This window comes from Sphingosinicella sp. CPCC 101087, assembly GCF_004151485.1.
In the GTDB taxonomy this organism is placed as follows: domain Bacteria; phylum Pseudomonadota; class Alphaproteobacteria; order Sphingomonadales; family Sphingomonadaceae; genus Allosphingosinicella.
In genome coordinates this window covers 219668-241126 of the sequence record NZ_SBFF01000007.1, presented here as the reverse complement: position 1 = coordinate 241126, position 21459 = coordinate 219668, and the positions used below count along the sequence as shown (strand labels likewise).

The window sequence follows — 21459 nt, the reverse complement described above, 5'->3', positions numbered from 1 at the left end:
CGAGCCGTCCGGTGAAGCCGGAACGGCTCGCTTCTCGTAAGCGGAAATGATCCGATCCCGGCAGGCGCCGGGAGCGATCAGCCGACAATCTCTTCCGGCTTGAAGAAGAAGTCGATCTCGATCTTCGCATTTTCCAGGCTGTCGGAGCCGTGGACGCTGTTCGCCTCGATCGACTCCGCATAGGTCTTGCGGATCGTACCCTCGTCGGCATTTTCGGGATTGGTCGCGCCCATCACCTCGCGGTTGCGCGCGACCGCATTCTCGCCTTCAAGGACCTGAACGACGACCGGGCCGGAGGTCATGAACCTGACGAGGTCGTTGAAGAAGGGGCGTTCCTTGTGAACGGCGTAGAAGCCCTCTGCCTGCTCCCTGGTCATGTGGATGCGCCTCGAGGCGACGACGCGCAGGCCGGAATCCTCCAGCATCTTGGTGATCGCGCCGGTCAGGTTGCGCCGCGTCGCGTCGGGCTTGATGATCGAAAAGGTCCGCTCGGTCGCCATGGCCGATAAAGCTCCGTGTCTGGATGAGATTGCGGCGGCTCTCTAGGCGCGGCGCAGCGCCGGAGCAAGCGCCAGGATTGAGCGATCGATCGCGGTATCGGCTCGCCGACCCCGTCGCATATTGGATCTGGGCGGATGGAACCATCGGCATTGCCGGGCATCTGCCCCGCGGAGGCACGCATGGCGGCAGAGTTGGATGTCATCATCATAGGTGCCGGCGCGGCCGGAATCGCAGCCGGCCGCCGGCTGGCGCGCGAGCCTCTCTCCTTCCTCATCGTCGAGGCGGGCGACCGGATAGGCGGGCGGGCTTGGACCCTGGAGCGGGCCGGTCTGCCGCTCGATCTCGGTTGCGGTTGGCTGCATTCGGCGGATCGCAATCCCTGGCTGCAGCTCGCCGAGCGCCTCGGCTTCGCCGTGGACCGGAGGCCGCCGGACTGGGGTCGCCAATATGCGGACCTGGGCTTCCCGCCCGAGGAGCAGTCGGCGGCGGCCGCGGCATCGGAGGCATTCGAGCGGCGGCGACGCGAGGCGCCTCCGGTGAGCGACTGCGCCGCCGACGCGCTTGAACCCGCCTCGCCCTGGAATGCCTATCTGGAGACGCGCAGCTTCTACATCAGCGGGGCATCGCTCTCCTCGATCTCCGTACGCGACGAGCAGGCCTATGACGCGGCGGACAGCGGCACCAACTGGCGCATTCCGGCCGGCTATGGCACCCTGATCTCTTCTGCCGCATCCGGCCTGCCGATCGCGCTCGATTGCTCCGTCGAGCGTGTGGATCGCGCGGGTGCCCGGCTCGCGCTCCATACTCCGCAGGGCACGCTCTCGGCGCGCGCCGCGATCGTCACCGTGGGGACGGCCGTGCTCGCCGCCGAACGCCTGCGCTTCGATCCGCCGCTCGACGCCAAGACCGAAGCCGCGGAGCGGTTGCCCCTCGGCCTGGCGAACAAGATGTTCCTGGCTCTCGACGGCGCGGGGGAGATCGAGCCCGACCGCCATCTGATCGGCAATCCTCATCGCGCCGAGACGGGAAGCTACTATCTCAGGCCGTTCGGCCGGCCGGTGATCGAAGCTTTTTTCGGCGGGCCCCACGCGCGCGCCCTCGAGGCCGAGGGCGAAGCGGGAGCGGCCGAGTTTGCGATGGAGGAGCTTGCGGCATTGTTCGGAAGCGGCTTCCGCGCGAGATTGCGCCCGCTTGTCGGCTCAGCCTGGGGCGCGGCGGGCCATTTCGGCGGGTCGTACAGCCATGCGCTTCCTGGCCATTCCGCCGCGCGCCGGCAGCTCGCGGCCCCGGTCGAGAACCGCTTGTTCTTCGCCGGCGAAGCCTGTTCGCGCCACGTCTTCTCGACGGCGCACGGCGCCTGTCTCACCGGCGTTAGGGCTGCCGAGCAGGCGCTTGTGGCACTTGCCTGCGCCTGACGGCGGCTCGAGCTACCGGTGGGAGCTTGGATGCAGAATCGCGGACGGCCATAGTCCCGCGCCGCCTCGATCGAGCGACAAGGTGCCCAGATCGCGGCCCCCCGGCCGCCCGGCCGATTGTTCGGAAGGGGTCGGGCCCCTACCCTTCGTGATTGTCCGCAACGTAGCGGTCGAGCAGGGCGACGCCGTAGCCGGTCGCGCCTTTGTCGTAGAGGTGGCTCGGCTTGTCGGCCCAGACCATTCCGGCAATGTCGAGATGCGCCCATTTCACGCCTTCTTCGACGAAGCGGCCGAGGAAGCAGGCGGCAGTGATCGATCCCGCCTCGCGGGCGCCGGCATTCTTCATGTCGGCAATGGGCGAATCCATGATCTTGTCATAGGCATCGCCCATCGGCATCCGCCACAATTTGTCTCCGCTCTCCCGACCCGCCTCCGCGAGCCGCTCGGCCAGGCCGTCGTCATTGGCGAACAGGCCGCCATATTCGTGGCCGAGGCTGACGATCATCGCTCCGGTCAGCGTGGCCAGGTCGATCATCACCTCCGGCTTGTGCTCCCGCTGCGTCCAGGTCATCGCGTCGGCGAGCACAAGCCGCCCTTCGGCGTCGGTGTTGATCACCTCGATCGTCTGGCCCGACATGGAGGTGACGATGTCGCCCGGCCGCTGGGCATTGCCATCGGGCATGTTCTCGGCGAGCACGCATACGCCCACCACATTGGCCTTGGCCTTGCGCGCCGCCAGCGCCAGAATCGCGCCGGCCACCGCTCCGGCCCCGCCCATGTCCCACTTCATCGCTTCCATGCCTTGGGCCGGCTTGATCGAGATGCCGCCGGTATCGAAGGTGATGCCCTTGCCGATGAACGCGACATTCCTCTTCGACGAAGGCGCGCCCTTCCAGCGCATCGCCAGCAGCCGCGGCGGCCGCGCCGAACCCTGGGCAACGCCGAGCAGCGCACCCATGCCGAGCTTGCGCATCGCTTTCTCGTCGAGCACCTGGATCTCGACGCCGAGGCCGTCCATGGCCTCGCGCACCTTGTCCACGAAGGTTTCGGGATAGATGATGTTGGGGGGGTCGCTGACCAGCTGGCGGGTGAGGTCGAGGCCTTTCAGCACCGCCGCCTCGCGCTTCCATTCCGCCTCGACGCCCTTGTCTGCGCCGACGATGATCACTTCCTCGAGCGTCGGCCTCTGCTTGCGCCCGAGCCGGGTCCGATAGACGTCGTGCCGCCAGCTGCGCGCCGCCGCGCCGAACGCCAGTCGCGCCGCCGATCGGGCGTCGAGCCCGGCCGCATCGATCACCAGTTTCGTCTCGCCCGAGGTCAGCAGCTTGGCGGTCAGGGCGCCCCCAACCCGCTCGTGGGTTGCCGCGCTCTCCTGGCGGCCGCCATAGCCGACCAGGAGGAGCCGGCGGGCGATATCGCCTTCCTCGATGAACGTCTCGGCAATCGCACCGATTTCGCGCTCGAACCGCTGCGCCTCCGCGGACCGGGCAGCCAGCGTGCGCGCGCTGTCGTCCAGGCCCGCCAGCCGGTCGTGCAGCATGTCGTCGCTGCGGACGGGCACGGCGAGCGCATAGGCGCCTTTTGGACGCTTGGCGGCGAAACTGACCTTGATCACGACGCGGATCTCCTCGCGCGAAAGCTGTATGCGGAAACTGCCGCCATTGCAGCCGGCGGCCTCCGGTGCAATAGGCTGGCGCCCGCGTCAGGCCTCAAGGCACCCTGGTGAAGACTTTTCAAACGATCTGCCGCACCGCGCTGCCTCTGTTGCTGACCGCTTCCTATGCGGCCTCGGCGCAGGTCCCCGACGCTCCGGCGGCCGAGGCGTCGGACACGATCGCGTTCAGCGCCGACCAGCTCACTTACGATCACAATAGCGACGTCGTCACCGTCTCCGGCGAGGTGCGCATGAACCGCGAGGGCTATCGCCTTCGCGCCGACTCCGTCACCTGGGACCGGGCGAGCGGGGAGGTGCGCGCGCAAGGCGGCGTCCGCGTGACCAGTCCGGCCGGCGACGTCGCTTATGGCGACAACGTCCTTCTCGAGGACAATCTTCGCGACGGCATGATCGAGAATCTGCTGCTCGTGCTCGAGGATGGCGGACGGCTGGCGGCGGTCCGGGCGCAGCGCGAGGAAGGCTTCACGACGCTGGAGAATGCCGCCTACACGCCCTGCGCCGTGGTCGACGCGGACGGCTGTCCGCGCGAGCCGACCTGGCAGATCAACGCGGTGCGCGTCGTCCACGATCCGGTCCGCCACCGGATCACCTATGAAGGCGCCAGCCTCAACCTGTTCGGAAGGCCGATCATCGCCTTGCCCGGCCTGTCGCATCCGGACGGCAGCCAGGGGGGCGGCAGCGGCCTGCTGGTCCCCGACATCCGTTTCAGCCGCCGCAACGGCTTCGAGGTCAGCGCCCCTTATTACATCCGGCTGGCGCCGAACCGCGACACCACGATCACGCCGCACGTCTATACCGACGTCCTGCCGATGCTGGAGGCGGAGTATCGCCATCTCACCTCGACCGGCGCCTTCCAGCTGCGCGGCTTCATCACCCACGGCTCCCGCCTGCCGCTCGATCCGGCGCAGCCGGATCCCGGAGCCGACAAGGGAATAAGGGGCTATATCGAGGGCAATGGCCGCTTCCAGCTGAGCCCGGAATGGAGTGTGACGGCGGCGGGCCGCTATGTCACCGATCGCACCTTCCTCAGCCGCTACGACATTTCGCGCGATGACCGCCTGCGCTCGGTGGTCGAAGCCGAGCGGATCGGCTCCGACAGCTATGTTTCCATCGCCGGCTGGGCATTTCAGGGGCTGCGGATCACCGACGTCGACGGGATGCAGCCCATCGCCTTGCCGGCGATCGACGCTCGGTGGCGCCTGGACGATCCCTGGCTGGGCGGCCAGGTCGAGGTCCAGACCAACAGCCTCTCGATCCTGCGCACCGAAGGACAGGACACGCAGCGCGCCTTCGCCAGCGCCCGCTGGGAGCGGCGGGGGATTACGCCCTTCGGCCAGGAGCTGGTGCTCACCGCCTTCGGCCGTGGCGACATGTACCACGCCAATCAGACCCACCTCACCCAGACCGACATCTATCGCGGCGAGGAAGGCTGGAACGGCCGACTGATCGCCGCCGTCGCGGCCGATCTGCGCTGGCCGCTGGTCGGCAATTTCCTCGGCGGGACGCAGCGGGTCACACCGCGGGTCCAGGTCGTCGCATCGCCGCCGACCAACAATATGGATATTCCCAACGAGGATGCCCGCTCGGTCGACCTCGAGGATTCGAACCTGTTCGCCCTGAACCGCTTCCCCGGCTATGATCGCTGGGAAGACGGCGTTCGGATCACTTACGGGGCCGACTGGGCCGTCGACCTGCGCGGCCTCTCCGTCCGGACCAACATCGGCCAGAGCTACCGGTTGAGCACGCGCGAGACGATCCTCCCGCCCGGCACCGGACTTTCGGGCCGCTTCTCCGATTTCGTCGGCCGCACCACGGTGAGGATCGGGCGGCGGCTCAACCTCGTCCATCGGTTCCGGGTGGACAAGAACAGCTTCGCCATCCGGCGCAACGAGATCGACGCCACGGTCGGCGGCCGCCAGACCTATGCCACGGTCGGCTACCTGAGGCTCGACCGCAACATCGATCCGGCCATTGAGGATCTGCGCGATCGGGAGGAGATCAGGCTCGGCGGCCGCGTCGGCTTCGCCCGCTACTGGTCGATCTTCGGCTCCACCGTGATAGACCTGACCGGGCGGCGGGAAGATCAGCTTTCGCTCGCCGACGGGTACGATCCGGTGCGTCACCGTCTCGGCATCCTTTATGACGACGACTGCATCGAGCTTGGCGTCACCTGGCGGCGCGACTATGAGACGACTGGAGACGCGCGGCGTGGCAACACGTTCCTGATCCGGGTGGCGCTGAAGAATCTGGGGATATGAGGATCTTGCGAGGGGGTTGCGAAGGGGCGACCTCGCTGCGAAACCACTATCTCTCGTCGGGGAAAGCTCGCTAAGCTTCGGTTCAGCAAGGTTTGTGCAGGACAAGTGCCTGCCTTTATTGGAGGAATGATGAAGCTCGGTAGGTTTCCTAGGGCCGCTGTCCTGTTGTCCGCTTCCCTGCTGTCGACCACGGCGGGTGCGCAGGACGAGCCCGCGGGCGCGGGCCAGCCCCTGAACATTCCCGGCGACGTTCAGTTCGTCGGTCCGCAAAATCCCAACGTCCGCACCGCGACCGCGATCGTCAACGGCGACGTCATCACCGAGACCGACATCGATCATCGGCTGGCTTTGATCCTGGCGTCGAACCGGGTGACCTTGCCGCCGGAGGAAATACAGCGGGTGCGTCAGCAGGTGCTCCGCAACCTGATCGACGAGACGCTGCAGATTCAGGCAGCGGCACAGGAAGACATCACCGTCGACGAGAGCGAGGTGAATCAGTATTTCGCCCGCTTCGCCCAGAGCTTCAACCAGAATGCCGAGAGCTTCGCCGCCTTCCTCCGGTCGATCGGCTCGTCCGAGCGATCGATGAAGCGCCAGATCCGCGGCGAGATCGCCTGGCAGCGCCTGCGCGGCCGCCTGGTCGAGCCGTTCGTGACGGTCGGCGAGGACGAGGTCCAGGCGATCGTCGAGCGCCTCAACGAATCCCGCGGCACGTCCGAATACCGCGTCGCCGAGATCTTCCTGTCGGCGACGCCGGAGACGCAGGCCGAGGCCCGCGCCAATGCGACGCGCATCGTCGAGCAGATACGCAACGGCGCTTCTTTCCCCGCTTACGCCCGCCAATTCTCCGAGGCCTCGACCGCTGCCGTGGGTGGCGATCTCGGCTGGGTTCGTGCCGAGCAACTGCCGCCGGAGCTTTCCGCGGTGGTGACGCAGCTTCCACCCGGCGCCGTCACCGATCCGATCGCCGTGCCGGGCGGCTTCTCGATCGTCGCCTTGGCCGATTCGCGCCAGATCCTCGTCGCCGATCCGCGCGACGCGGTGCTGAGCCTGATGCAGCTTTCGCTGGCCTTGCCTGCCGGCACCACCGAGGCGCAGGCGCAGGCCCGCGCCCAGCAGCTTGCCGAGAGCACGCAGTCGATGGGCGGCTGCGGCCGCGCACCTGAAGTGGCATCCTCGCTCGGAGCCGAACTGATCTCCAACGATCAGGTCCAGGTCCGCGAGCTTCCGCCGCAGCTTCAGCAGATGCTGCTCACGCTGAACGTCGGCCAGGCGACCTCGCCGTTCGGATCGGCCGAGCGGGTCAATGTGCTGGTGCTGTGCGGCCGCGACGATCCCGAGCAGGCGAGCGCGCCCAATCCCGAGCAGATCGAAGATCGGTTGAGGGAAGAACGGGCGAACCGCCGCGCCCAGCGCTACCTGCGCGACCTTCGTCGCGACGCGGTAATCGATTATCGCTGACATGGGGGCGGCGCCGCTCGCTGTATCGCTTGGCGATCCGGCCGGGATCGGCGCCGAAGTCATCGCCAAGAGCTGGGAGCGGAGGTCGGCCGAAAGGCTGCCGCCCTTCTTCGCGGTCGGCGACGTCGCCGCCCTGCGAGCCGTCTGGAAGGGCCCGATCGAGATCATCGACGAGCCGGCGGAGGCCTGCGCCGCCTTCGGCAGCGCCCTCCCCGTCATACGGGTCGCCGACGTGACCACGCCGCCCGGAGGACTGGACCTGGTCGGCGCCCGCAACTCGCTGGATGCGCTGGAGCTTGCCGTCGGCCTCGCCCGCTCCGGCGCCGCATCCGCGCTGGTCACCGGGCCGGTTTCCAAGGCGCGGCTCTATGCGGTCGGCTTCGGTCATCCGGGCCAGACCGAGTTTGTCGCCGAACGATGCGGGGTCGCGCGGGACCTTACCGCGATGATGCTGGCCGGGCCGACGCTGCGGGTGATCCCGGTCACCACCCACATCGCGCTGAAGGAGGTGCCGGAGGCGCTGAGCGCCGATCTCATCTTCTGCAAGGGTCGCGCGGCGATCAAGGGGCTGCAGCGTCAGTTCGGAATCGAGCAGCCGCGGATCGCCGTGGCCGGGCTGAACCCGCATGCCGGCGAACAGGGCGCGCTCGGCCGCGAGGAGATCGAAGTGATTGCCCCGGCGATCGAGCGGCTGCGCGCCGAAGGCTACGAGGTCAGCGGCCCCCATCCCGCGGACACGATGTTCCACGAGCGCCGCCGGCGCGAATATGACGCGGCGCTTTGCATGTATCACGACCAGGCGCTGATCCCGCTGAAGGCGCTCCATTTCGACGAGGGGATCAACGTGACGCTCGGCCTGCCGATCGTCCGAACGTCGCCGGACCACGGCACCGCCTTCGACATTGCCGGCCGCGGCATGGCCGATCCGGGCGCGATGATCGCCGCGATCCGCACGGCGGGGGAATGCGCGCGGCGGCTCGCGGCGGCGCACAGCCCGGAGAAATGACCGGCCCGACAGGGGTGGAGGACCTCCCGCCGCTTCGCGAGGTCATAGCGCGTCACGGCCTCGCCGCCTCCAGGGCGCTCGGCCAGAATTTCATCCTCGACGAGCAATTGCTCGATCGGATCGCCGCCATTCCCGGCGCTCTCGACGGCGAGCGTGTCTACGAGGTCGGCCCCGGACCCGGTGGCCTGACCCGCGCGCTATTGCGGCAAGGCGCCGAAGTGGTCGCGGTGGAGCGCGACCGGCGCTGCCTGGCTCCGCTGGCCGAGCTCGGGGCGGCGGCGGCGGGCCGGCTGCAGGTCATCGAGGGAGACGCCTTGGCCGTCGATGAGGCCGAGGCGGTCGGGCCTGCACATATCGTCGCCAACCTCCCCTACAATGTCGGGACGGCCTTGCTGGTCCGCTGGCTGGGCGGCGAAGCCTGGCCGCCTTGGTGGCGATCGCTCACCCTGATGTTCCAGCGCGAGGTGGCCGAACGGATCGTCGCCCGCCCCGACACGTCCGCTTACGGGCGGCTCGCCGTCCTCGCCCAGTGGCGCGCCGAGCCGAAGCTCGCGATGAAGGTCCACCGCTCGGCCTTCGTCCCGCCGCCCAAGGTCATGTCCGCGATCGTCCACATCGTGCCCGGGCCTCGGCCCGAAGGCGTCAGGGCCGCGGACCTGGAGCGGCTGACGGCGGCGGCATTCGGCCAGCGCCGCAAGATGCTGCGCCGATCGCTCCAGTCTCTCCATGGCGCGCTCGAGGCGCTCGACCGGCTCGACATCGATCCGTCGCGACGGGCCGAGACGCTGAGCATCGAGGAATTTGTCGCGATCGCTCGGGAGCTCGGACGAAGCGAGCCGCAACCGCCCCGTTGAATCGTTATAATCCGACGAGCGCCGGGCCGGAGAACAGGACCCTTCTGGACTCGGGGGTTCGCCGGTAACCTCGGCAATGACGGCTTCTAGTTCCGCCGCGGCTCCGGGGTCTCGGTCGGAGCGCCCTGGTCGGGGCGTTGCGACGCCAACACCTCGGCGGGCGGACCGCGTTCGATCACGGCGGCGAGCTGCTGCGCCTGCGGGCAGGGTTGGCTGCACAAGGTACGCACCCGAGCGAGATTGGCCCGGGCCCGATCCACGGCGCCGCGCTGGACATAGGCTTCGCCCTGGCCTTCGAGCGCGGCGACGTCGTTCGGCTCGATCTTCAGCGCGAGGCCGTACATGCGGATCGCCTTGCCCGGCAGGCGCTGCGCCTGGGCGACCTTGCCGAGCCAGATGTAAGCGGACCGGTTGCGCGGGTCCACGGCGAGAGCGGATTCGAGCAGGTTGATCGCCTCGTCATGCCGACCCGATGCGCTGAGCTGCTGCGCCTGCTGGACGAGGGCGGCCGAGCGCGGATCGATCTGGTCGTCCGGCCGCTGCCCGAACCCGGTGCTGGCCATGGTCGCGGCAACGAGCGCGACCGAAAGGGCAATTGGCGTAAAGCGCATCAAATTCTCCATTCCACTCGATGGATCTAACACGGGCGGTGCCACCTTGCGACGAAAAAGCCGTCCGTGCCGTCGTGCGCCGGGCCGAGCAGCCGCCCCGGACCGGCGACACGTCCCGCGGCCATAAGGACCGGCTCCGGAACCAGCGATGAACGGGCGGACATCGCTTCGGCCTGGTCCCTTCCCTCCTCGCTCAGCAGCGAACAGACTGCATAGACGAGGAGGCCGCCGGGCTTGAGCAGCGCACCGCCGAGGTCGAGCAGGTGCGCCTGCAGCTTCGTCAGCCGGTCCAGCCGCTCGGGTGTAACCCGCCAGCGCGTTTCTGGGTTGCGTCGCCAGGTGCCGGTTCCGGAACAGGGCGCATCGACCAGGACGATGTCGGCCGCACCGGCCAGATCCTCGAGCGCGGCCGCCTCGCGCCCGGGGTCGAGCAGGCGCGTCTCGACCGCCGACACGCCGGCGCGGCCGAGCCGCGGGGCAATGCGCGAGAGCCGGCCGCGATCGGTGTCACAGGCCAGGATGCGGCCCTGGTCCGCCATTTCCCCGGCGAGCGCCAGCGTTTTGCCGCCGGCGCCGGCGCACAGGTCGATGACGAGCATGCCCGGCGCGGCTCCGCAAGCGAGGCAGATGAGCTGGCTTCCTTCGTCCTGCACCTCGACCAGGCCAGAGTGCCACGCCTGCGAATCCTCGACCTTTGTCGCTTCGGCGAGGCGCAGGCCGATTGGGGAATGCGGCGTCGCCACCGCACCTTCCACAGCGTCGAGCGCTGCTTCGCGCGTGCCCCTGAGTCGGTTCGCACGCAGGTCGAGCGGCGCCCGTTCGAGCAGCGCCGGCAGCTCGTCCGCCGTGACGAGCGGATCGAAGCGCGAAACCAGCCAGGCGGGAGCGATGCCGGCCTCGGCTCCCGACTCGTCCTCCTGAATGGGGGCCGCACCATGGGCGGAGCCGTCGAACCCGGCGAGCAGCGCCGGATCCTCGCGTGCAAGGCCGATCATCGCGGCTCGGCCGCTCGCCGGCCGCTCGCCGGCCCGCCGGACCGCGCGGAAGACGAGATCGCGCACCGCCCGCCGGTCCTTGGCTCCGGCATAGCGGCGGGTCCTGAAATATCGGGCGACGATCGTGTCCGCCGCCGCCCCGCTCTCGCGCGCCGCGACGATGATCTCGTCGAGCAGCTCGATCGCCGCCTGGGTTCGGGCGGCCGGGGTCATCGCCGCCTGTGACTAACGATGCGGATAGTTGGGCGCCTCGCGCGTGATGGTGACGTCGTGCACATGGCTCTCGCTCAGCCCCGCATTGGTGATCCGCACGAACCGCGCATTGCGCAGCTCGGCGATCGTCGCCGCGCCGGTATAGCCCATCGCCGCCTTCACGCCGCCGACCAGCTGATGGATCACGTCCCGCGCATGGCCCTTATAGGCGACCTGGCCTTCGATGCCTTCGGGAACGAGCTTGAGCTGGTCCTTGATGTCCTGCTGGAAATAGCGGTCGGCCGATCCCCGCGCCATCGCGCCCAGCGATCCCATGCCGCGATAGGATTTGTAGGCGCGGCCCTGATAGAGGAAGGTGTCGCCGGGTGCTTCCTCGGTCCCTGCGAGAAGCGATCCGATCATCACGGCCGCGGCGCCGCCGGCCAACGCCTTGGCGACGTCGCCGCTCGTGCGGATGCCGCCGTCGCCGATCACCGGCGTGTCGCTCTTCGCCGCTTCCTCGGCGGCATCCATGATCGCGGTGAGTTGAGGCACGCCGACGCCGGCGACGACCCGCGTGGTGCAGATCGAGCCCGGCCCGATCCCGACCTTGATGGCGTCGGCCCCGGCCCCGATCAGCGCCTTCGTGGCTTCCCCCGTCGCGACGTTGCCTGCGACGACCTGGACGGCGTTGGAGGCGCGCTTGATGCGCTCGACCGCCGCGGACACTTCGCGATTATGGCCATGGGCCGTGTCGATGACGATCAGGTCGCATTCGGCGTCGATCAGCGCCTGGCTGCGCTCATAGCCCTTGTCGCCGACCGTGGTCGCGGCAGCGACCCGCAATCGGCCGGCGGCGTCCTTGGTCGCGTCCGGATAGGTTACCGCTTTCTCTATATCCTTGACCGTGATCAGGCCGATGCAGCGGCGGTTCTCGTCGACGACGAGCAATTTCTCGATCCGGCGCTGGTGAAGGTGGCGTTTCGCTTCTTCCTGGGTGACCCCCGGCCCGACGGTGACGAGATTGTCCCGGGTCATCAGCTCGGCAACGGGCTGGCGCGGATTCTCGGCGAAGCGGACGTCGCGATGGGTGAGGATTCCCACCAGCCGGCCGTCCTTCTCGGTCACGGGAATGCCGGAGATGCGGTGGCGGGCCATCAGCTCCAGCGCGTCGGCGAGCGTCTGGTCGGGGGCCATGGTGATCGGATTGACCACCATGCCGCTTTCGAATCGCTTCACGGCGCGGACGGCCGCCGCCTGCTCCTCGACGTCCATGTTCCGATGAAGCACGCCGATGCCGCCGAGCTGGGCCATGACGATCGCCATGTCCGCCTCGGTCACCGTGTCCATGGCCGAGGAGAGGATCGGGATGTTGAGCGTGATCTCGCGGGTGATCCGGCTGCGCGTGTCGGCCTGGCTCGGCAGCACGGCCGATTCGGCCGGCTGAAGCAGCACGTCGTCGAACGTCAGACCGAGGGGGATGTCCATCTTGTCCTTTCCTGCCATCATTCCTGCTCGCTTGCCTCGGGGCGATAAATCGCCGGATCGGCCAGCCGCCGCCCGAGCGCGACGAGCAGGTTGGAATCCTCTGCGGCGCCGTCGAGCACGAGCTCGGGGCCCGCTTCGTCCTCGGGGCCGTGATAGTCGCCCGAAAGGAAGGCGTTGAGCAGCGCCATGTTGGAGAAGGAGCCGCCGACCATGATGGCGGGCACGCCGGCGCGCATCAGCGCCCAGCCGTCCTGACGTTGGACGAAGCTCGCCGCTTCGTCGTCGGTATCGAGCCTCCGCCCCACCGCCGCCACCGTCTCGTCCACCGCCGCGTCCAGCGCCCGGTTTCCACGGCCGATCACCGCGACAGGCTCGCCGGCCGGGTGGATGGCGATCGTGTCGAGATTGATGGCGGCGACGATCGACGAGAGCGGAACGGTCGGATGGGTGGCGAAATATTCGGCGCCGAGCAGGCCCATCTCCTCCGCGGTCGTGGCCAGGAACAATATGTCCCGTGGCGTCCGCGGCTGCGCGGCGAGGCGGCCGGCTATCTCGATCATCGCGGCGATTCCGCTCGCATTGTCGACGGCGCCGTTGCAGATTCGGTCGGCCTCCCCTTCGGGCCGGCAGAGGCCGAAATGGTCCCAATGGCCCAGATAGAGGAGATTCTCCCCGCTGTTCGCGCTTCCGCGGATCCGGCCGACGACGTTGCGCGTCGTATAAGGCGTCACCGCGGTGCGCACCTCCAGGTCTGCGCGGATCGGCAGGGCGACGGCGCGAAAGGAAGAGCCGGGCTGCTCGTTCAGAAGGCGCTCGAAGCTCGCGCCCGCCGCGTCGACGAGCTGCTGCACGGCGGTCGCCGGCATGGCGCCTACCACCGGCGGTACGGCCTGGCTCGCCAGCTTCGTGGTCGGCCGCTGATAGTTGCTGGTGATGAAGCTCCACTGGATGTCCGGGCCGGTCACCGCGATTACCGCGGCGGCGCCCGCTTCGGCGACCATGCGCACCCGCTCGGCGAGCGGCGGAAAGCCCGGCACGTCCGGGGCATCGAGGAGCACGAACACGACCGCCCCCTGGAGGTCGACCCCGGCGAGTTGGTCGATGCCGCGCTCGGGCAGCCGGACGCCATGGCCAGCAAAGACGACCGGCGCATCGTCGAGCCGCACCTCGGCTTCCCGGCCCTGCAAAGCGATGAGCGTCTGATCGAACGGCAGCGCCCGCCCGTCCGCCGACCAGCTTACCTGATGGCGTTCGGTCGTGCGCTCGACCAGCCCGATCGGCTGGAACCAGCTGCCATCCTCGCCGGCCGGTTCGAGCCCGCGGGCGCGGAACTGCTCGGCGATATAGTCGATCGTCAAGGTCTCGCCCTCGGTGCCCGGCGCCCGGCCCTGGAAGCGGTCGCTGGCGAGCCTGTCGATGTGCTGGCGAAGGTCGGCCGGGCCGATCGGCGCATCGCTCTGGGCCTGGGCGCCGGTCGTGAGGAGAAGGAGGAGCGGCGCGGCGCCGCGGACGAGCCTGCGAAACATGGGGCTGCTTAAGGAGCCAGCCCTGCGCTGGCAAGCGATTCGCAGGCGGCGGCGGGGCGCTAGGCGCGCGCCTTCGCGATCAGCGCCCGCGCCTGGTCGACATGGAGCGTTTCGATCATCCGCCCGTCATGGCGTTCGGCGCCTCCGGTCGCCGCCGCGACGAGCTTTTGCGCCCGTTCGAGTTCCGCCTCGGACGGGGCGAAGACGCGATTGACCGTCTGGATCTGGTTGGGGTGGATCACCGATTTGCCGTCGAAGCCGTACAGCCGCCCTTCCTCGCACTCGGCGGCGAGCGCGTCGGTCGCTTCGAGCGCGTTATGGACTCCGTCGAAGACGGGGACGCCCGCGGCCCGGGCGGCAAGCACGATCCGTTGCAGGGCATAAGCAAGCCCGCCGCGGCCGGCGTCGGGCGGAACGCCCATCGAGGCCGAAAGGTCGTTGGTGCCCGCGATGAGGCCGCGCGAGGCAGGGGCGATGGCCGCGGCCTCGATCACGCCGCGGGGGCTTTCGATCATCGTCAGCACCGGCTTGCCCATGAGCCAGGCCGTGTCCGACGCCTGCTTGGTCGATTCCGTCTTGGGCAGCACCACATAATCGGCGGACGAATGGCGCACCGCAACGACATCCTCGCCATAATAGCGCGAGCCGACCGGATTGACCCGGATCGCCGTCGGCCGCCCGCCAAAGCCCTCTTTGGTCGCCGCGGCCGCCGCCTCGCGCGCCATCGCCTTGTCCGCATCCTTCACCGCATCCTCCAGGTCGAGGATGATCATGTCGGCCTGCAGCTCGCGTGCCTTGGCAATGGCGCGCGGATTGGAGGCCGGCAGGAACAGAAGGGAGCGGCAAAGGCGAAGATCGGTCGACATGTCCCGTGTCCGATTCTGCTTGGATGAATTCGGCTTTGTCTACATGATATTGCTTCAAGCGGAGGAAGGAATCGCCATGGGTCTCGGGATAGCCATCCTAATCGCCTTTGTCCTGCTCTACCTGTTCGCGAGTGTGAAGATCGTCCGCCAGGGCTATCAATATACGATAGAATATTTCGGTCGCTTCACCACTGTCGCCCGGCCCGGCCTGAACTTCTACCCGGCGCTCTTCTATCGGGTCGGCCGCAAGGTGAACATGATGGAGCAGGTGCTCGATATCCCGGGCCAGGAGATCATCACCAAGGACAATGCCATGGTCTCGACCGATGGCGTGGTCTTCTTCCAGGTGCTGGATGCGGCCAAGGCGGCCTATGAGGTTTCGGATCTCTATCTCTCCATCATGCAGCTCACCACGACCAACTTGCGCACCGTGATGGGATCGATGGACCTCGACGAAACGCTTTCCAAGCGCGACGAGATCAATGCACGCTTGCTGTCGGTGGTCGATCAGGCGACGGAATCCTGGGGGGTCAAGATCACCCGGGTCGAGATCAAGGACATCCGGCCGCCGGCCGACATCGTCAATGCGATGGGCCGGCAGATGAAGGCGGAGCGCGAGAAGCGCGCCGTCATCCTCGAGGCGGAGGGGAGCCGGGCCTCGGAGATCCTGCGCGCCGAGGGCCAGAAGCAGTCGCAGATCCTCGAGGCCGAAGGCCGGCGCGAAGCCGCCTTCCGCGATTCCGAGGCCCGCGAGCGCGAAGCGGAGGCGGAGGCCAAGGCGACCCAGATGGTCTCTCAGGCGATTGCCGGCGGTAACGCCCAGGCGATCAACTATTTCATTGCGCAGAAATATGTCGAGGCGGTGAGCGAGTTCGCCCGCTCGCCCAATGCCAAGACGATCCTGTTCCCGGTCGAGGCGACGCAGCTGATCGGAACGCTTGGCGGGATCGGCGAGCTCGCGCGCGCCGCGCTCGGGAAGGAGACGGAGGAAGAGGGGATCGTCGCTGCCCCGACGCGGCGACCGGGCCCGTTCGAAGGTGGGCGTTCGTGATCCCAGGCGGGCTCGACGCGCATTGGTGGTGGCTGATCGCAGCGGCACTCCTGGGCATACTCGAACTCTTCGTTCCGGGCGTCTTCCTCGTCTGGATGGCGGCGGCGGCGGCGGCGACCGGCATATTGGTCGCCCTTCTGCCGCTTCCTTTACCCTTCCAGCTGGCCTTGTTCGGCCTGCTTGCAATGGCCGCCGTCTTCGGCGGCCGCCGCCATTATGAGCGCAATCCGGTGCCGAGCAGCGATCCTTTGCTCAATGACCGGACCGCCCGCCTCGTCGGTCAGGCCGTCACCGTCGTCACCGCCATCGAGAATGGCGAGGGCCGCGTGAAGGTAGGCGACGGGGTGTGGGCGGCGCGCGGGCCCGATGCCCCGGCTGGCGCGCGCATGAAAGTGGTCGGCGCCGACGGCGCCTGCCTCAGGGTCGAGCCGATCCCCGCGATCGAGGCGCGGCCGCCTGCCGCCGGGGCGTGAAGCCGCGTTCGTACCGGTCCGGGACCTGAGCCAGGTCGCTGCCCAGCATGCGCGTCGGTAAACTCATGTTCTAGGTGGCCTGAGGGACGTCCGGAAGCAGTGCCAGGTCGGGCTCCATCCAGCCCAGCCGCGCCTCCACCGAGAAGAGACGCTCTCGACTATAGAATCGCAGCGGCCAGTCCCGCCGTCCCTCCGGCGACGTCAGCAGGGCGTTGACCCGCTCGACCAGCGCGCCCGACGAATGCGCCAGGCTGCATCGCACGCCGCGGATGGACACCTGGGTGATCGTTTCGTGATAGCCCTGGGTCGAATCGTTCACGCCGCCGACGCTTTCATTGTAGCGCCGGATCAGGTCGGGCAGGTCGCCCTCGGGATCCAGGTCGGCCCGCTCGAGCACGAGCCAGGCGCAGGCGGCGAGATGGGCCTCATGCGTCCATTCGGCCTTGGGCAGACTGCGGGCAAGCAGCCCCTCCCCCACCCTTCGCACGGCCGCATCATCAGCGAAAAGCCGAGGTTCGTGATCACGCATTCTCTTTCTCCCCAAAGAAAAGGGAGCGCGCCGGCCCTCGCCGGCACGCTCCCTGATGAAGGTCGCTGTGGTTGGGCTCAGGCGGCCGGGACGGTGGCCTCCTGCGCTTGATCGGTGGAAAGCGTGGCGTCGCCCTTGGGCGCGGCGTCGCGCACGCTCTGGTCGACATGCTCCGCGAAGCGCGCGAAATTGTCGTTGAACAGCTTCACCAGCCGTGCGGCAGTCGCGTCATAATCGGCCTTGTCCGCCCAGGTGTCGCGCGGGTTGAGGATGCGCTGCTCGACTCCCGGAACGCTCACCGGCACCTCGAAACCGAACCACGGATCGCGCCGGAACTCGACATTCTTGAGGCTGCCGTCGAGCGCGGCGTTGAGCAGAGCCCGCGTGGCCTTGATCGGCATCCGGCTTCCCACGCCATATTTGCCGCCCGTCCAGCCGGTGTTGACCAGCCAGCAGTCGACGCCGCCGCGGGCGATCCGCTCCTTCAGGAGGTTGCCGTAGACGGACGGGTGGCGCGGCATGAAGGGAGCGCCGAAGCAGGTCGAGAAGGTCGCCTCGGGTTCGGTCACGCCGATCTCGGTTCCCGCGACCTTGGCCGTGTAGCCCGACAGGAAATGGTACATCGCCTGGTCAGGAGTCAGCCTGGCGATCGGCGGCAGCACGCCGAAAGCGTCGGCGGTCAGGAAGATCACGTTGCGCGGTACCGGTCCCATATTCTCGGTCGACGCATTGGGAATGAAGTCGATCGGATAGGCACCGCGGGTATTCTCGGCGAGCGTTGCGTCGTCGAGGTCGAGCGCGCGGGTCTCGGGATCGATCACGACGTTCTCGAGCACCGTTCCGAAGCGCTTGGTGGTCGCATAGATCTCCGGCTCGGCCTCGGCCGAGAGGCGGATCATCTTCGCGTAGCAGCCGCCCTCGAAGTTGAAGACGGCAGTGTCCGACCAGCCATGCTCGTCATCGCCGATCAGCGTCCGGCTGGCGTCGGCCGACAGGGTCGTTTTGCCGGTGCCAGAAAGCCCGAAGAAGATCGCCGTGTCGCCGCTGGGGCCGATATTGGCCGAGCAATGCATCGGCATCACACCGTCGCTCGGCAGCAGATAGTTGAGGATGCTGAAGACCGATTTCTTCATCTCGCCGGCATAAGCGGTGCCGCCGATCAGGATCAGCCGCTCGGTCATGTTGACCGCGATCACCGTCCCGGACCGGGCGCCGTGGCGCTCGGGATCCGCGGTGAAGGTCGGCAGGTCGATGATGGTGAATTCGGGTTCGAAGCCGGCCAGCTCCTCGCCCGGCGGACGAACCAGCATGGTACGGATGAACAGATTGTGCCAGGCCAACTCGTTGATCACCCGCACGCGCACCCGGTGCTCGGGCTGCGAGCCGCCGTACAGATCCTGCACGAAGAGCGTGTCGCGTTCGCCAAGGGCGGCCAGGAAGTCCGCCTTCAGCGCCGCGAAATGCTCCGGGCTCATCGCCTTGTTGTTGTCCCACCAGATCGTGTCCTCGGTGGTGGCATCGCGGACGATGAACTTGTCCTTGGCCGAGCGGCCGGTATGCTTGCCGGTAGCGACGACCAGAGGGCCGTCCTTGGCGAGCATGCCCTCGCCGCGGCAGACCGATTTCTCGACCAGAGGCGCGGTTTCGAGGTTCCAGTGAAGCGTGGCGGGCGTGTCGATGCCCTGATGCGATAATGTGAATGTCGGGACCCTGCTGGCCACCTGATTTCCCCTAGGCAGAATGGGTTGCACGCCTGCAAGAAGCGGACGCCAGTCGAATGCCTCGCGCCATATCGGAGGCGTCGTGCCGCGTCAAAGGGTAGCCCCCCGCCGCGCGCTTGGCTAAACCTCGGCGCCAGAGGAGATCAGGATAGCATGTCGGTAACGATCGCGCTCGTCGACGACGACCGCAACATCCTCACCTCCCTGTCCGTCGCGCTGCAGTCCGAGGGCTTCATCACCCGTCTCTATTCCGACGGCGAGGCGGCCTTGAAGGCGCTTGCCGACAATCCCCCCGACCTCGCTATCCTCGACATCAAGATGCCCCGCATGGACGGCATGGAGCTGCTTCGCCGGCTGCGGGAGAAGAGCGACTTTCCAGTCATCTTCCTCACTTCCAAGGACGAGGAGCTGGACGAGGCGCTCGGGCTCGCCATGGGCGCCGACGACTATATCACCAAGCCCTTCTCCCAGCGGCTGCTCATCGCCCGCATCAGGGCCGTGCTTCGCCGCACCGAGATGCGCGCCAAGCCGGCAGAGGAATCCGACGAAGCGGCGGCCGTCGAGATCGTCCGCGGCCGGCTTCGCATGGATCCCGCGCGCCATCGGGTGAGCTGGAACGGCCGCGACGTGACGCTGACCGTGACGGAGTTCATGATCCTGGAGGCGCTGGCGCAACGGCCGGGAGTGGTGAAATCGCGCAACCAGCTGATGGACGTCGCCTATCAGGACGACATCTATGTCGACGATCGCACGATCGACAGCCACATCAAGCGGATGCGCCGCAAGTTCCGCGAGGTGGACGGCGAGTTCAAGGCCATCGAGACACTCTACGGTGTCGGATACCGTTTTGCCGAGGAGTGACGACAGCGAGCTGGGACTGCGCTGGTCGCGCCGCCTGTCGCTCCGCCAGCGGATCCTGGCGGTCAACATCTTCGCGATCATCATCCTTGCCGGCAGCCTCTTCTATCTGGACGGCTTCCGCAGCCGTCTCACCGAGGCTCGGATCGAGCAGACGAAGTCCGAAACGGTGATGATCGCCCACGTCCTTCCCGCCGTACCCGCCGAGGGCCGCCAGCCCGCCCTGGTGCGGCTCGGCCGCGATCTGGGGGTTCGGCTTCGGGTCTACGACCGGTCCGGGACCAAGGTGGCCGACAGCTGGGCCGGCGCGGCGCCGACCTACGAGCTGCGCGATCCGGCGACCGAGGCCTGGTATCGGGGGGTGGCGCGGGCGCTCGACAACGGATTCGATGCGATCGTCGGTGCCAGCCCGCCGGAGCCCTTCGTCCCGCCCGCACGCGATAGCCTCGGCGCGTGGCCGGAGGCAGAGGCGGCGCTTGCTTCCGGAACGCCGGTCACGCAGGTGCGCAGGGCGCCGGAGGGGACCGCTTATATCAGCGCTGCGGCCGCGATCGAGCGCGGGAAGAGCGTTCTGCTGCTCACCGTCAACGCCCGCGACATCAGGCGGGTCGTACGGGCGGAGCGCTTCTCTCTCGCCCTGATCCTCGCCGGCACCGTTCTTCTCTCGGTCCTGCTGTCGCGCTTTCTCGCCCGCACTATAGCGGCGCCGCTTCGCGCGCTGGCCATCGCCGCTCACCGCGTCCGCCTTGGCCGGGCGCGCGAGGTCGATGTTCCCGTCCTGCCGGCCCGGCGTGACGAGATCGGCCTGCTCGCACGGGCGCTGCACGACATGACCCAGAGCCTGCGTCAGCGGATCGATTCGACGGAAGCCTTTGCCGCCGACGTGACCCACGAGCTCAAGAACCCGCTGGCTTCCCTTCGCTCGGCAGTCGACACGCTCGAGCGGGTCGAGGACCCGGCCCTCCGCCGCCAGCTTCTCGACGTGGTCCGGGACGACGTCGCCCGGCTCGACCGGCTCGTGGTCGACATCGCCGAGGCGTCGCGGCTGGACGCCGAGCTGTCCCGGGCGCGGTTCGAGCCGGTCGATCTCGGCCGGCTTATCGAATCGATGCTGCCGAGCTGGGAGGGGCGCGGCAAGCAGGGCGTGGAGATCGCCTTTGCGCGGCCGCGAGTCGGCTCCGCCGTCGTTCCGGGAGACGAATCGCGGCTGGCGCGCCTGTTCGACAATCTGGTCGACAACGCCATCTCCTTCTCCCCGGCGGGCGGACTGGTCGAGATCCGAGCCACGGCCGTCGGCGACCAGGTCCTCGTGACGATCGAGGATGAGGGGCCGGGCGTGCCGGCGGACGCGCGCGAGGCGATCTTCACCCGCTTTCACAGCATGCGGCCCGAACAGGATTTCGGTCGCCATTCCGGCCTCGGCCTTGCCATTGCGAGGGCGATCGTCGAGGGCCATGGTGGCCGGATCGAGGTCGAGGACCGCCGCGACGGGCGCCCGGGGGCGCGCTTCGTGGTCCGCTTCCCGGGAGTCGCCGCATGAACACGCCGTCGCTTTCGTCCGAGAACGTCCACGCCTCCTGTGTCGCCATCGACGGCCGCGCCGTACTGATCGGGGGCCGTTCGGGCCGGGGCAAGTCCGACCTCGCCTTGCGCCTGATCGACCGGGGGGCGGCCCTGGTCAGCGACGATTATACCCTGGTCCGGCGGCAGAATGGCCGTCTGCTCGCCGCGGCACCGGCGACGATCGCCGGCAAGATCGAGCTTCGCGGCGTCGGCATTCTCGAATATCCGGCGGTGCGGGACGTCCCCGTCGCCTTGTTCATCGATCTCGACCTCGCCACCGTCCGGCTTCCGGAGGACGCCGAGACCAGGATGGTGGCGGGAATCGCCATACCGGTCGTCGGGCTCGACGCGCGGGAGCCTTCGGCGCCGATCAAGGTCGAAGCCGCGCTTCGGCTGCTCGGAATGGGCGACTGAAG

19 protein-coding genes are annotated in these 21459 nt (G+C 68.2%); 10 read left to right on the top strand and 9 right to left on the bottom strand.

Annotated features, from left to right (window positions below):
• Positions 1-77: 77 nt before the first annotated feature.
• Positions 78-500: a nucleoside-diphosphate kinase gene (gene ndk, locus EKM57_RS12890; protein ID WP_129792893.1), complete on the bottom strand. Its 423-nt coding sequence runs from the start codon at positions 498-500 to the stop codon at positions 78-80.
• Positions 501-680: 180 nt separating this feature from the next.
• On the opposite strand from ndk, the gene EKM57_RS12885 reads away from it, so the two are divergent.
• Complete coding sequence (locus EKM57_RS12885; protein WP_129792892.1) at positions 681-1916, top strand: NAD(P)/FAD-dependent oxidoreductase; 1236 nt, start codon at positions 681-683, stop codon at positions 1914-1916.
• Between the two features lie 139 nt (positions 1917-2055).
• On the opposite strand, the gene EKM57_RS12880 is transcribed toward EKM57_RS12885, so the two are convergent.
• Complete coding sequence (locus EKM57_RS12880; RefSeq protein WP_129792970.1) at positions 2056-3528, bottom strand: leucyl aminopeptidase; 1473 nt, start codon at positions 3526-3528, stop codon at positions 2056-2058.
• Between the two features lie 110 nt (positions 3529-3638).
• Here EKM57_RS12880 and EKM57_RS12875 point away from each other — a divergent pair, with 110 nt between their 5' ends.
• The 4 genes from EKM57_RS12875 to rsmA all read left to right on the top strand — a co-directional run bounded on the left by EKM57_RS12875 (position 3639) and on the right by rsmA (position 9170).
• Entirely contained in the window at positions 3639-5849 is a 2211-nt protein-coding gene (locus tag EKM57_RS12875) for an LPS assembly protein LptD (RefSeq protein WP_243451026.1), read from the top strand.
• Positions 5850-6014: 165 nt separating this feature from the next.
• Positions 6015-7310 (top strand): peptidylprolyl isomerase, encoded by a 1296-nt coding sequence (locus EKM57_RS12870; protein WP_243451025.1) that lies wholly within the window; start codon positions 6015-6017, stop codon positions 7308-7310.
• A gap of 1 nt (position 7311) precedes the next feature.
• Positions 7312-8316 carry a 4-hydroxythreonine-4-phosphate dehydrogenase PdxA gene (gene pdxA, locus EKM57_RS12865; protein ID WP_129792890.1) on the top strand — a complete coding sequence of 335 codons (1005 nt, stop codon included), beginning with the start codon at positions 7312-7314 and terminating at the stop codon, positions 8314-8316.
• Positions 8313-9170, top strand: a complete 858-nt coding sequence (gene rsmA, locus EKM57_RS12860; RefSeq protein WP_129792889.1) for a 16S rRNA (adenine(1518)-N(6)/adenine(1519)-N(6))-dimethyltransferase RsmA — start codon at positions 8313-8315, stop codon at positions 9168-9170. The genes pdxA and rsmA overlap by 4 nt, the downstream gene beginning before the upstream one ends.
• A gap of 86 nt (positions 9171-9256) precedes the next feature.
• On the opposite strand, the gene EKM57_RS12855 is transcribed toward rsmA, so the two are convergent.
• Genes EKM57_RS12855 through EKM57_RS12835 form a run of 5 tightly spaced genes read right to left on the bottom strand, consistent with a single transcriptional unit; the run spans position 9257 to position 14848 of the window.
• Positions 9257-9781 (bottom strand): tetratricopeptide repeat protein, encoded by a 525-nt coding sequence (locus EKM57_RS12855; RefSeq protein ID WP_129792888.1) that lies wholly within the window; start codon positions 9779-9781, stop codon positions 9257-9259.
• Positions 9782-9807: 26 nt separating this feature from the next.
• A complete protein-coding gene (locus EKM57_RS12850; RefSeq protein ID WP_129792887.1) occupies positions 9808-10989 on the bottom strand; it encodes an RsmB/NOP family class I SAM-dependent RNA methyltransferase in 1182 nt (393 codons plus the stop codon).
• A gap of 12 nt (positions 10990-11001) precedes the next feature.
• Positions 11002-12456, bottom strand: coding sequence for an IMP dehydrogenase (gene guaB / locus EKM57_RS12845; protein ID WP_129792886.1), 1455 nt, complete (start codon positions 12454-12456; stop codon positions 11002-11004).
• Positions 12457-12473: 17 nt separating this feature from the next.
• Positions 12474-13982 carry a M28 family peptidase gene (locus tag EKM57_RS12840; RefSeq protein ID WP_129792885.1) on the bottom strand — a complete coding sequence of 503 codons (1509 nt, stop codon included), beginning with the start codon at positions 13980-13982 and terminating at the stop codon, positions 12474-12476.
• Between the two features lie 59 nt (positions 13983-14041).
• Positions 14042-14848, bottom strand: coding sequence for a CoA ester lyase (locus tag EKM57_RS12835; RefSeq protein ID WP_129792884.1), 807 nt, complete (start codon positions 14846-14848; stop codon positions 14042-14044).
• A 76-nt stretch (positions 14849-14924) separates the two neighbouring features.
• Here EKM57_RS12835 and EKM57_RS12830 point away from each other — a divergent pair, with 76 nt between their 5' ends.
• Together EKM57_RS12830 and EKM57_RS12825 are read left to right on the top strand one after the other, a co-directional pair.
• The gene (locus EKM57_RS12830; protein WP_129792968.1) at positions 14925-15899 is read left to right on the top strand and encodes an SPFH domain-containing protein; all 975 of its coding nucleotides are present in this window, start codon (positions 14925-14927) and stop codon (positions 15897-15899) included.
• Positions 15896-16372: an NfeD family protein gene (locus EKM57_RS12825; RefSeq protein WP_371414142.1), complete on the top strand. Its 477-nt coding sequence runs from the start codon at positions 15896-15898 to the stop codon at positions 16370-16372. Before EKM57_RS12830 ends, EKM57_RS12825 begins: the two co-directional genes overlap by 4 nt.
• A gap of 70 nt (positions 16373-16442) precedes the next feature.
• Here EKM57_RS12825 and EKM57_RS12820 read toward each other — a convergent pair whose 3' ends face one another.
• Together EKM57_RS12820 and EKM57_RS12815 are read right to left on the bottom strand one after the other, a co-directional pair.
• Entirely contained in the window at positions 16443-16901 is a 459-nt protein-coding gene (locus tag EKM57_RS12820; protein WP_206185416.1) for a hypothetical protein, read from the bottom strand.
• A 77-nt stretch (positions 16902-16978) separates the two neighbouring features.
• Complete coding sequence (locus EKM57_RS12815) at positions 16979-18622, bottom strand: phosphoenolpyruvate carboxykinase (protein WP_129792883.1); 1644 nt, start codon at positions 18620-18622, stop codon at positions 16979-16981.
• A gap of 153 nt (positions 18623-18775) precedes the next feature.
• On the opposite strand from EKM57_RS12815, the gene EKM57_RS12810 reads away from it, so the two are divergent.
• Genes EKM57_RS12810 through EKM57_RS12800 form a run of 3 tightly spaced genes read left to right on the top strand, consistent with a single transcriptional unit; the run spans position 18776 to position 21457 of the window.
• Complete coding sequence (locus tag EKM57_RS12810) at positions 18776-19483, top strand: response regulator transcription factor (protein WP_129792882.1); 708 nt, start codon at positions 18776-18778, stop codon at positions 19481-19483.
• Positions 19455-21020, top strand: coding sequence for an ATP-binding protein (locus tag EKM57_RS12805; protein ID WP_129792881.1), 1566 nt, complete (start codon positions 19455-19457; stop codon positions 21018-21020). The genes EKM57_RS12810 and EKM57_RS12805 overlap by 29 nt, the downstream gene beginning before the upstream one ends.
• Positions 21017-21457, top strand: a complete 441-nt coding sequence (locus EKM57_RS12800) for an HPr kinase/phosphorylase (RefSeq protein ID WP_129792880.1) — start codon at positions 21017-21019, stop codon at positions 21455-21457. Before EKM57_RS12805 ends, EKM57_RS12800 begins: the two co-directional genes overlap by 4 nt.
• Positions 21458-21459 lie beyond the last annotated feature (2 nt).

What these genes read in the sequence shown, in the direction of transcription:
- ndk (WP_129792893.1), bottom strand. Translation starts at nt 500, where the DNA reads ATGGCGACCGAGCGGACCTTTTCGATCATCAAGCCCGACGCGACGCGG.
- EKM57_RS12885 (WP_129792892.1), top strand. Translation starts at nt 681, where the DNA reads ATGGCGGCAGAGTTGGATGTCATCATCATAGGTGCCGGCGCGGCCGGA.
- pdxA (WP_129792890.1), top strand. Translation starts at nt 7,312, where the DNA reads ATGGGGGCGGCGCCGCTCGCTGTATCGCTTGGCGATCCGGCCGGGATC.
- rsmA (WP_129792889.1), top strand. Translation starts at nt 8,313, where the DNA reads ATGACCGGCCCGACAGGGGTGGAGGACCTCCCGCCGCTTCGCGAGGTC.
- EKM57_RS12855 (WP_129792888.1), bottom strand. Translation starts at nt 9,781, where the DNA reads ATGCGCTTTACGCCAATTGCCCTTTCGGTCGCGCTCGTTGCCGCGACC.
- EKM57_RS12850 (WP_129792887.1), bottom strand. Translation starts at nt 10,989, where the DNA reads ATGACCCCGGCCGCCCGAACCCAGGCGGCGATCGAGCTGCTCGACGAG.
- guaB (WP_129792886.1), bottom strand. Translation starts at nt 12,456, where the DNA reads ATGGACATCCCCCTCGGTCTGACGTTCGACGACGTGCTGCTTCAGCCG.
- EKM57_RS12840 (WP_129792885.1), bottom strand. Translation starts at nt 13,982, where the DNA reads ATGTTTCGCAGGCTCGTCCGCGGCGCCGCGCCGCTCCTCCTTCTCCTC.
- EKM57_RS12835 (WP_129792884.1), bottom strand. Translation starts at nt 14,848, where the DNA reads ATGTCGACCGATCTTCGCCTTTGCCGCTCCCTTCTGTTCCTGCCGGCC.
- EKM57_RS12830 (WP_129792968.1), top strand. Translation starts at nt 14,925, where the DNA reads ATGGGTCTCGGGATAGCCATCCTAATCGCCTTTGTCCTGCTCTACCTG.
- EKM57_RS12820 (WP_206185416.1), bottom strand. Translation starts at nt 16,901, where the DNA reads ATGCGTGATCACGAACCTCGGCTTTTCGCTGATGATGCGGCCGTGCGA.
- EKM57_RS12810 (WP_129792882.1), top strand. Translation starts at nt 18,776, where the DNA reads ATGTCGGTAACGATCGCGCTCGTCGACGACGACCGCAACATCCTCACC.
- EKM57_RS12800 (WP_129792880.1), top strand. Translation starts at nt 21,017, where the DNA reads ATGAACACGCCGTCGCTTTCGTCCGAGAACGTCCACGCCTCCTGTGTC.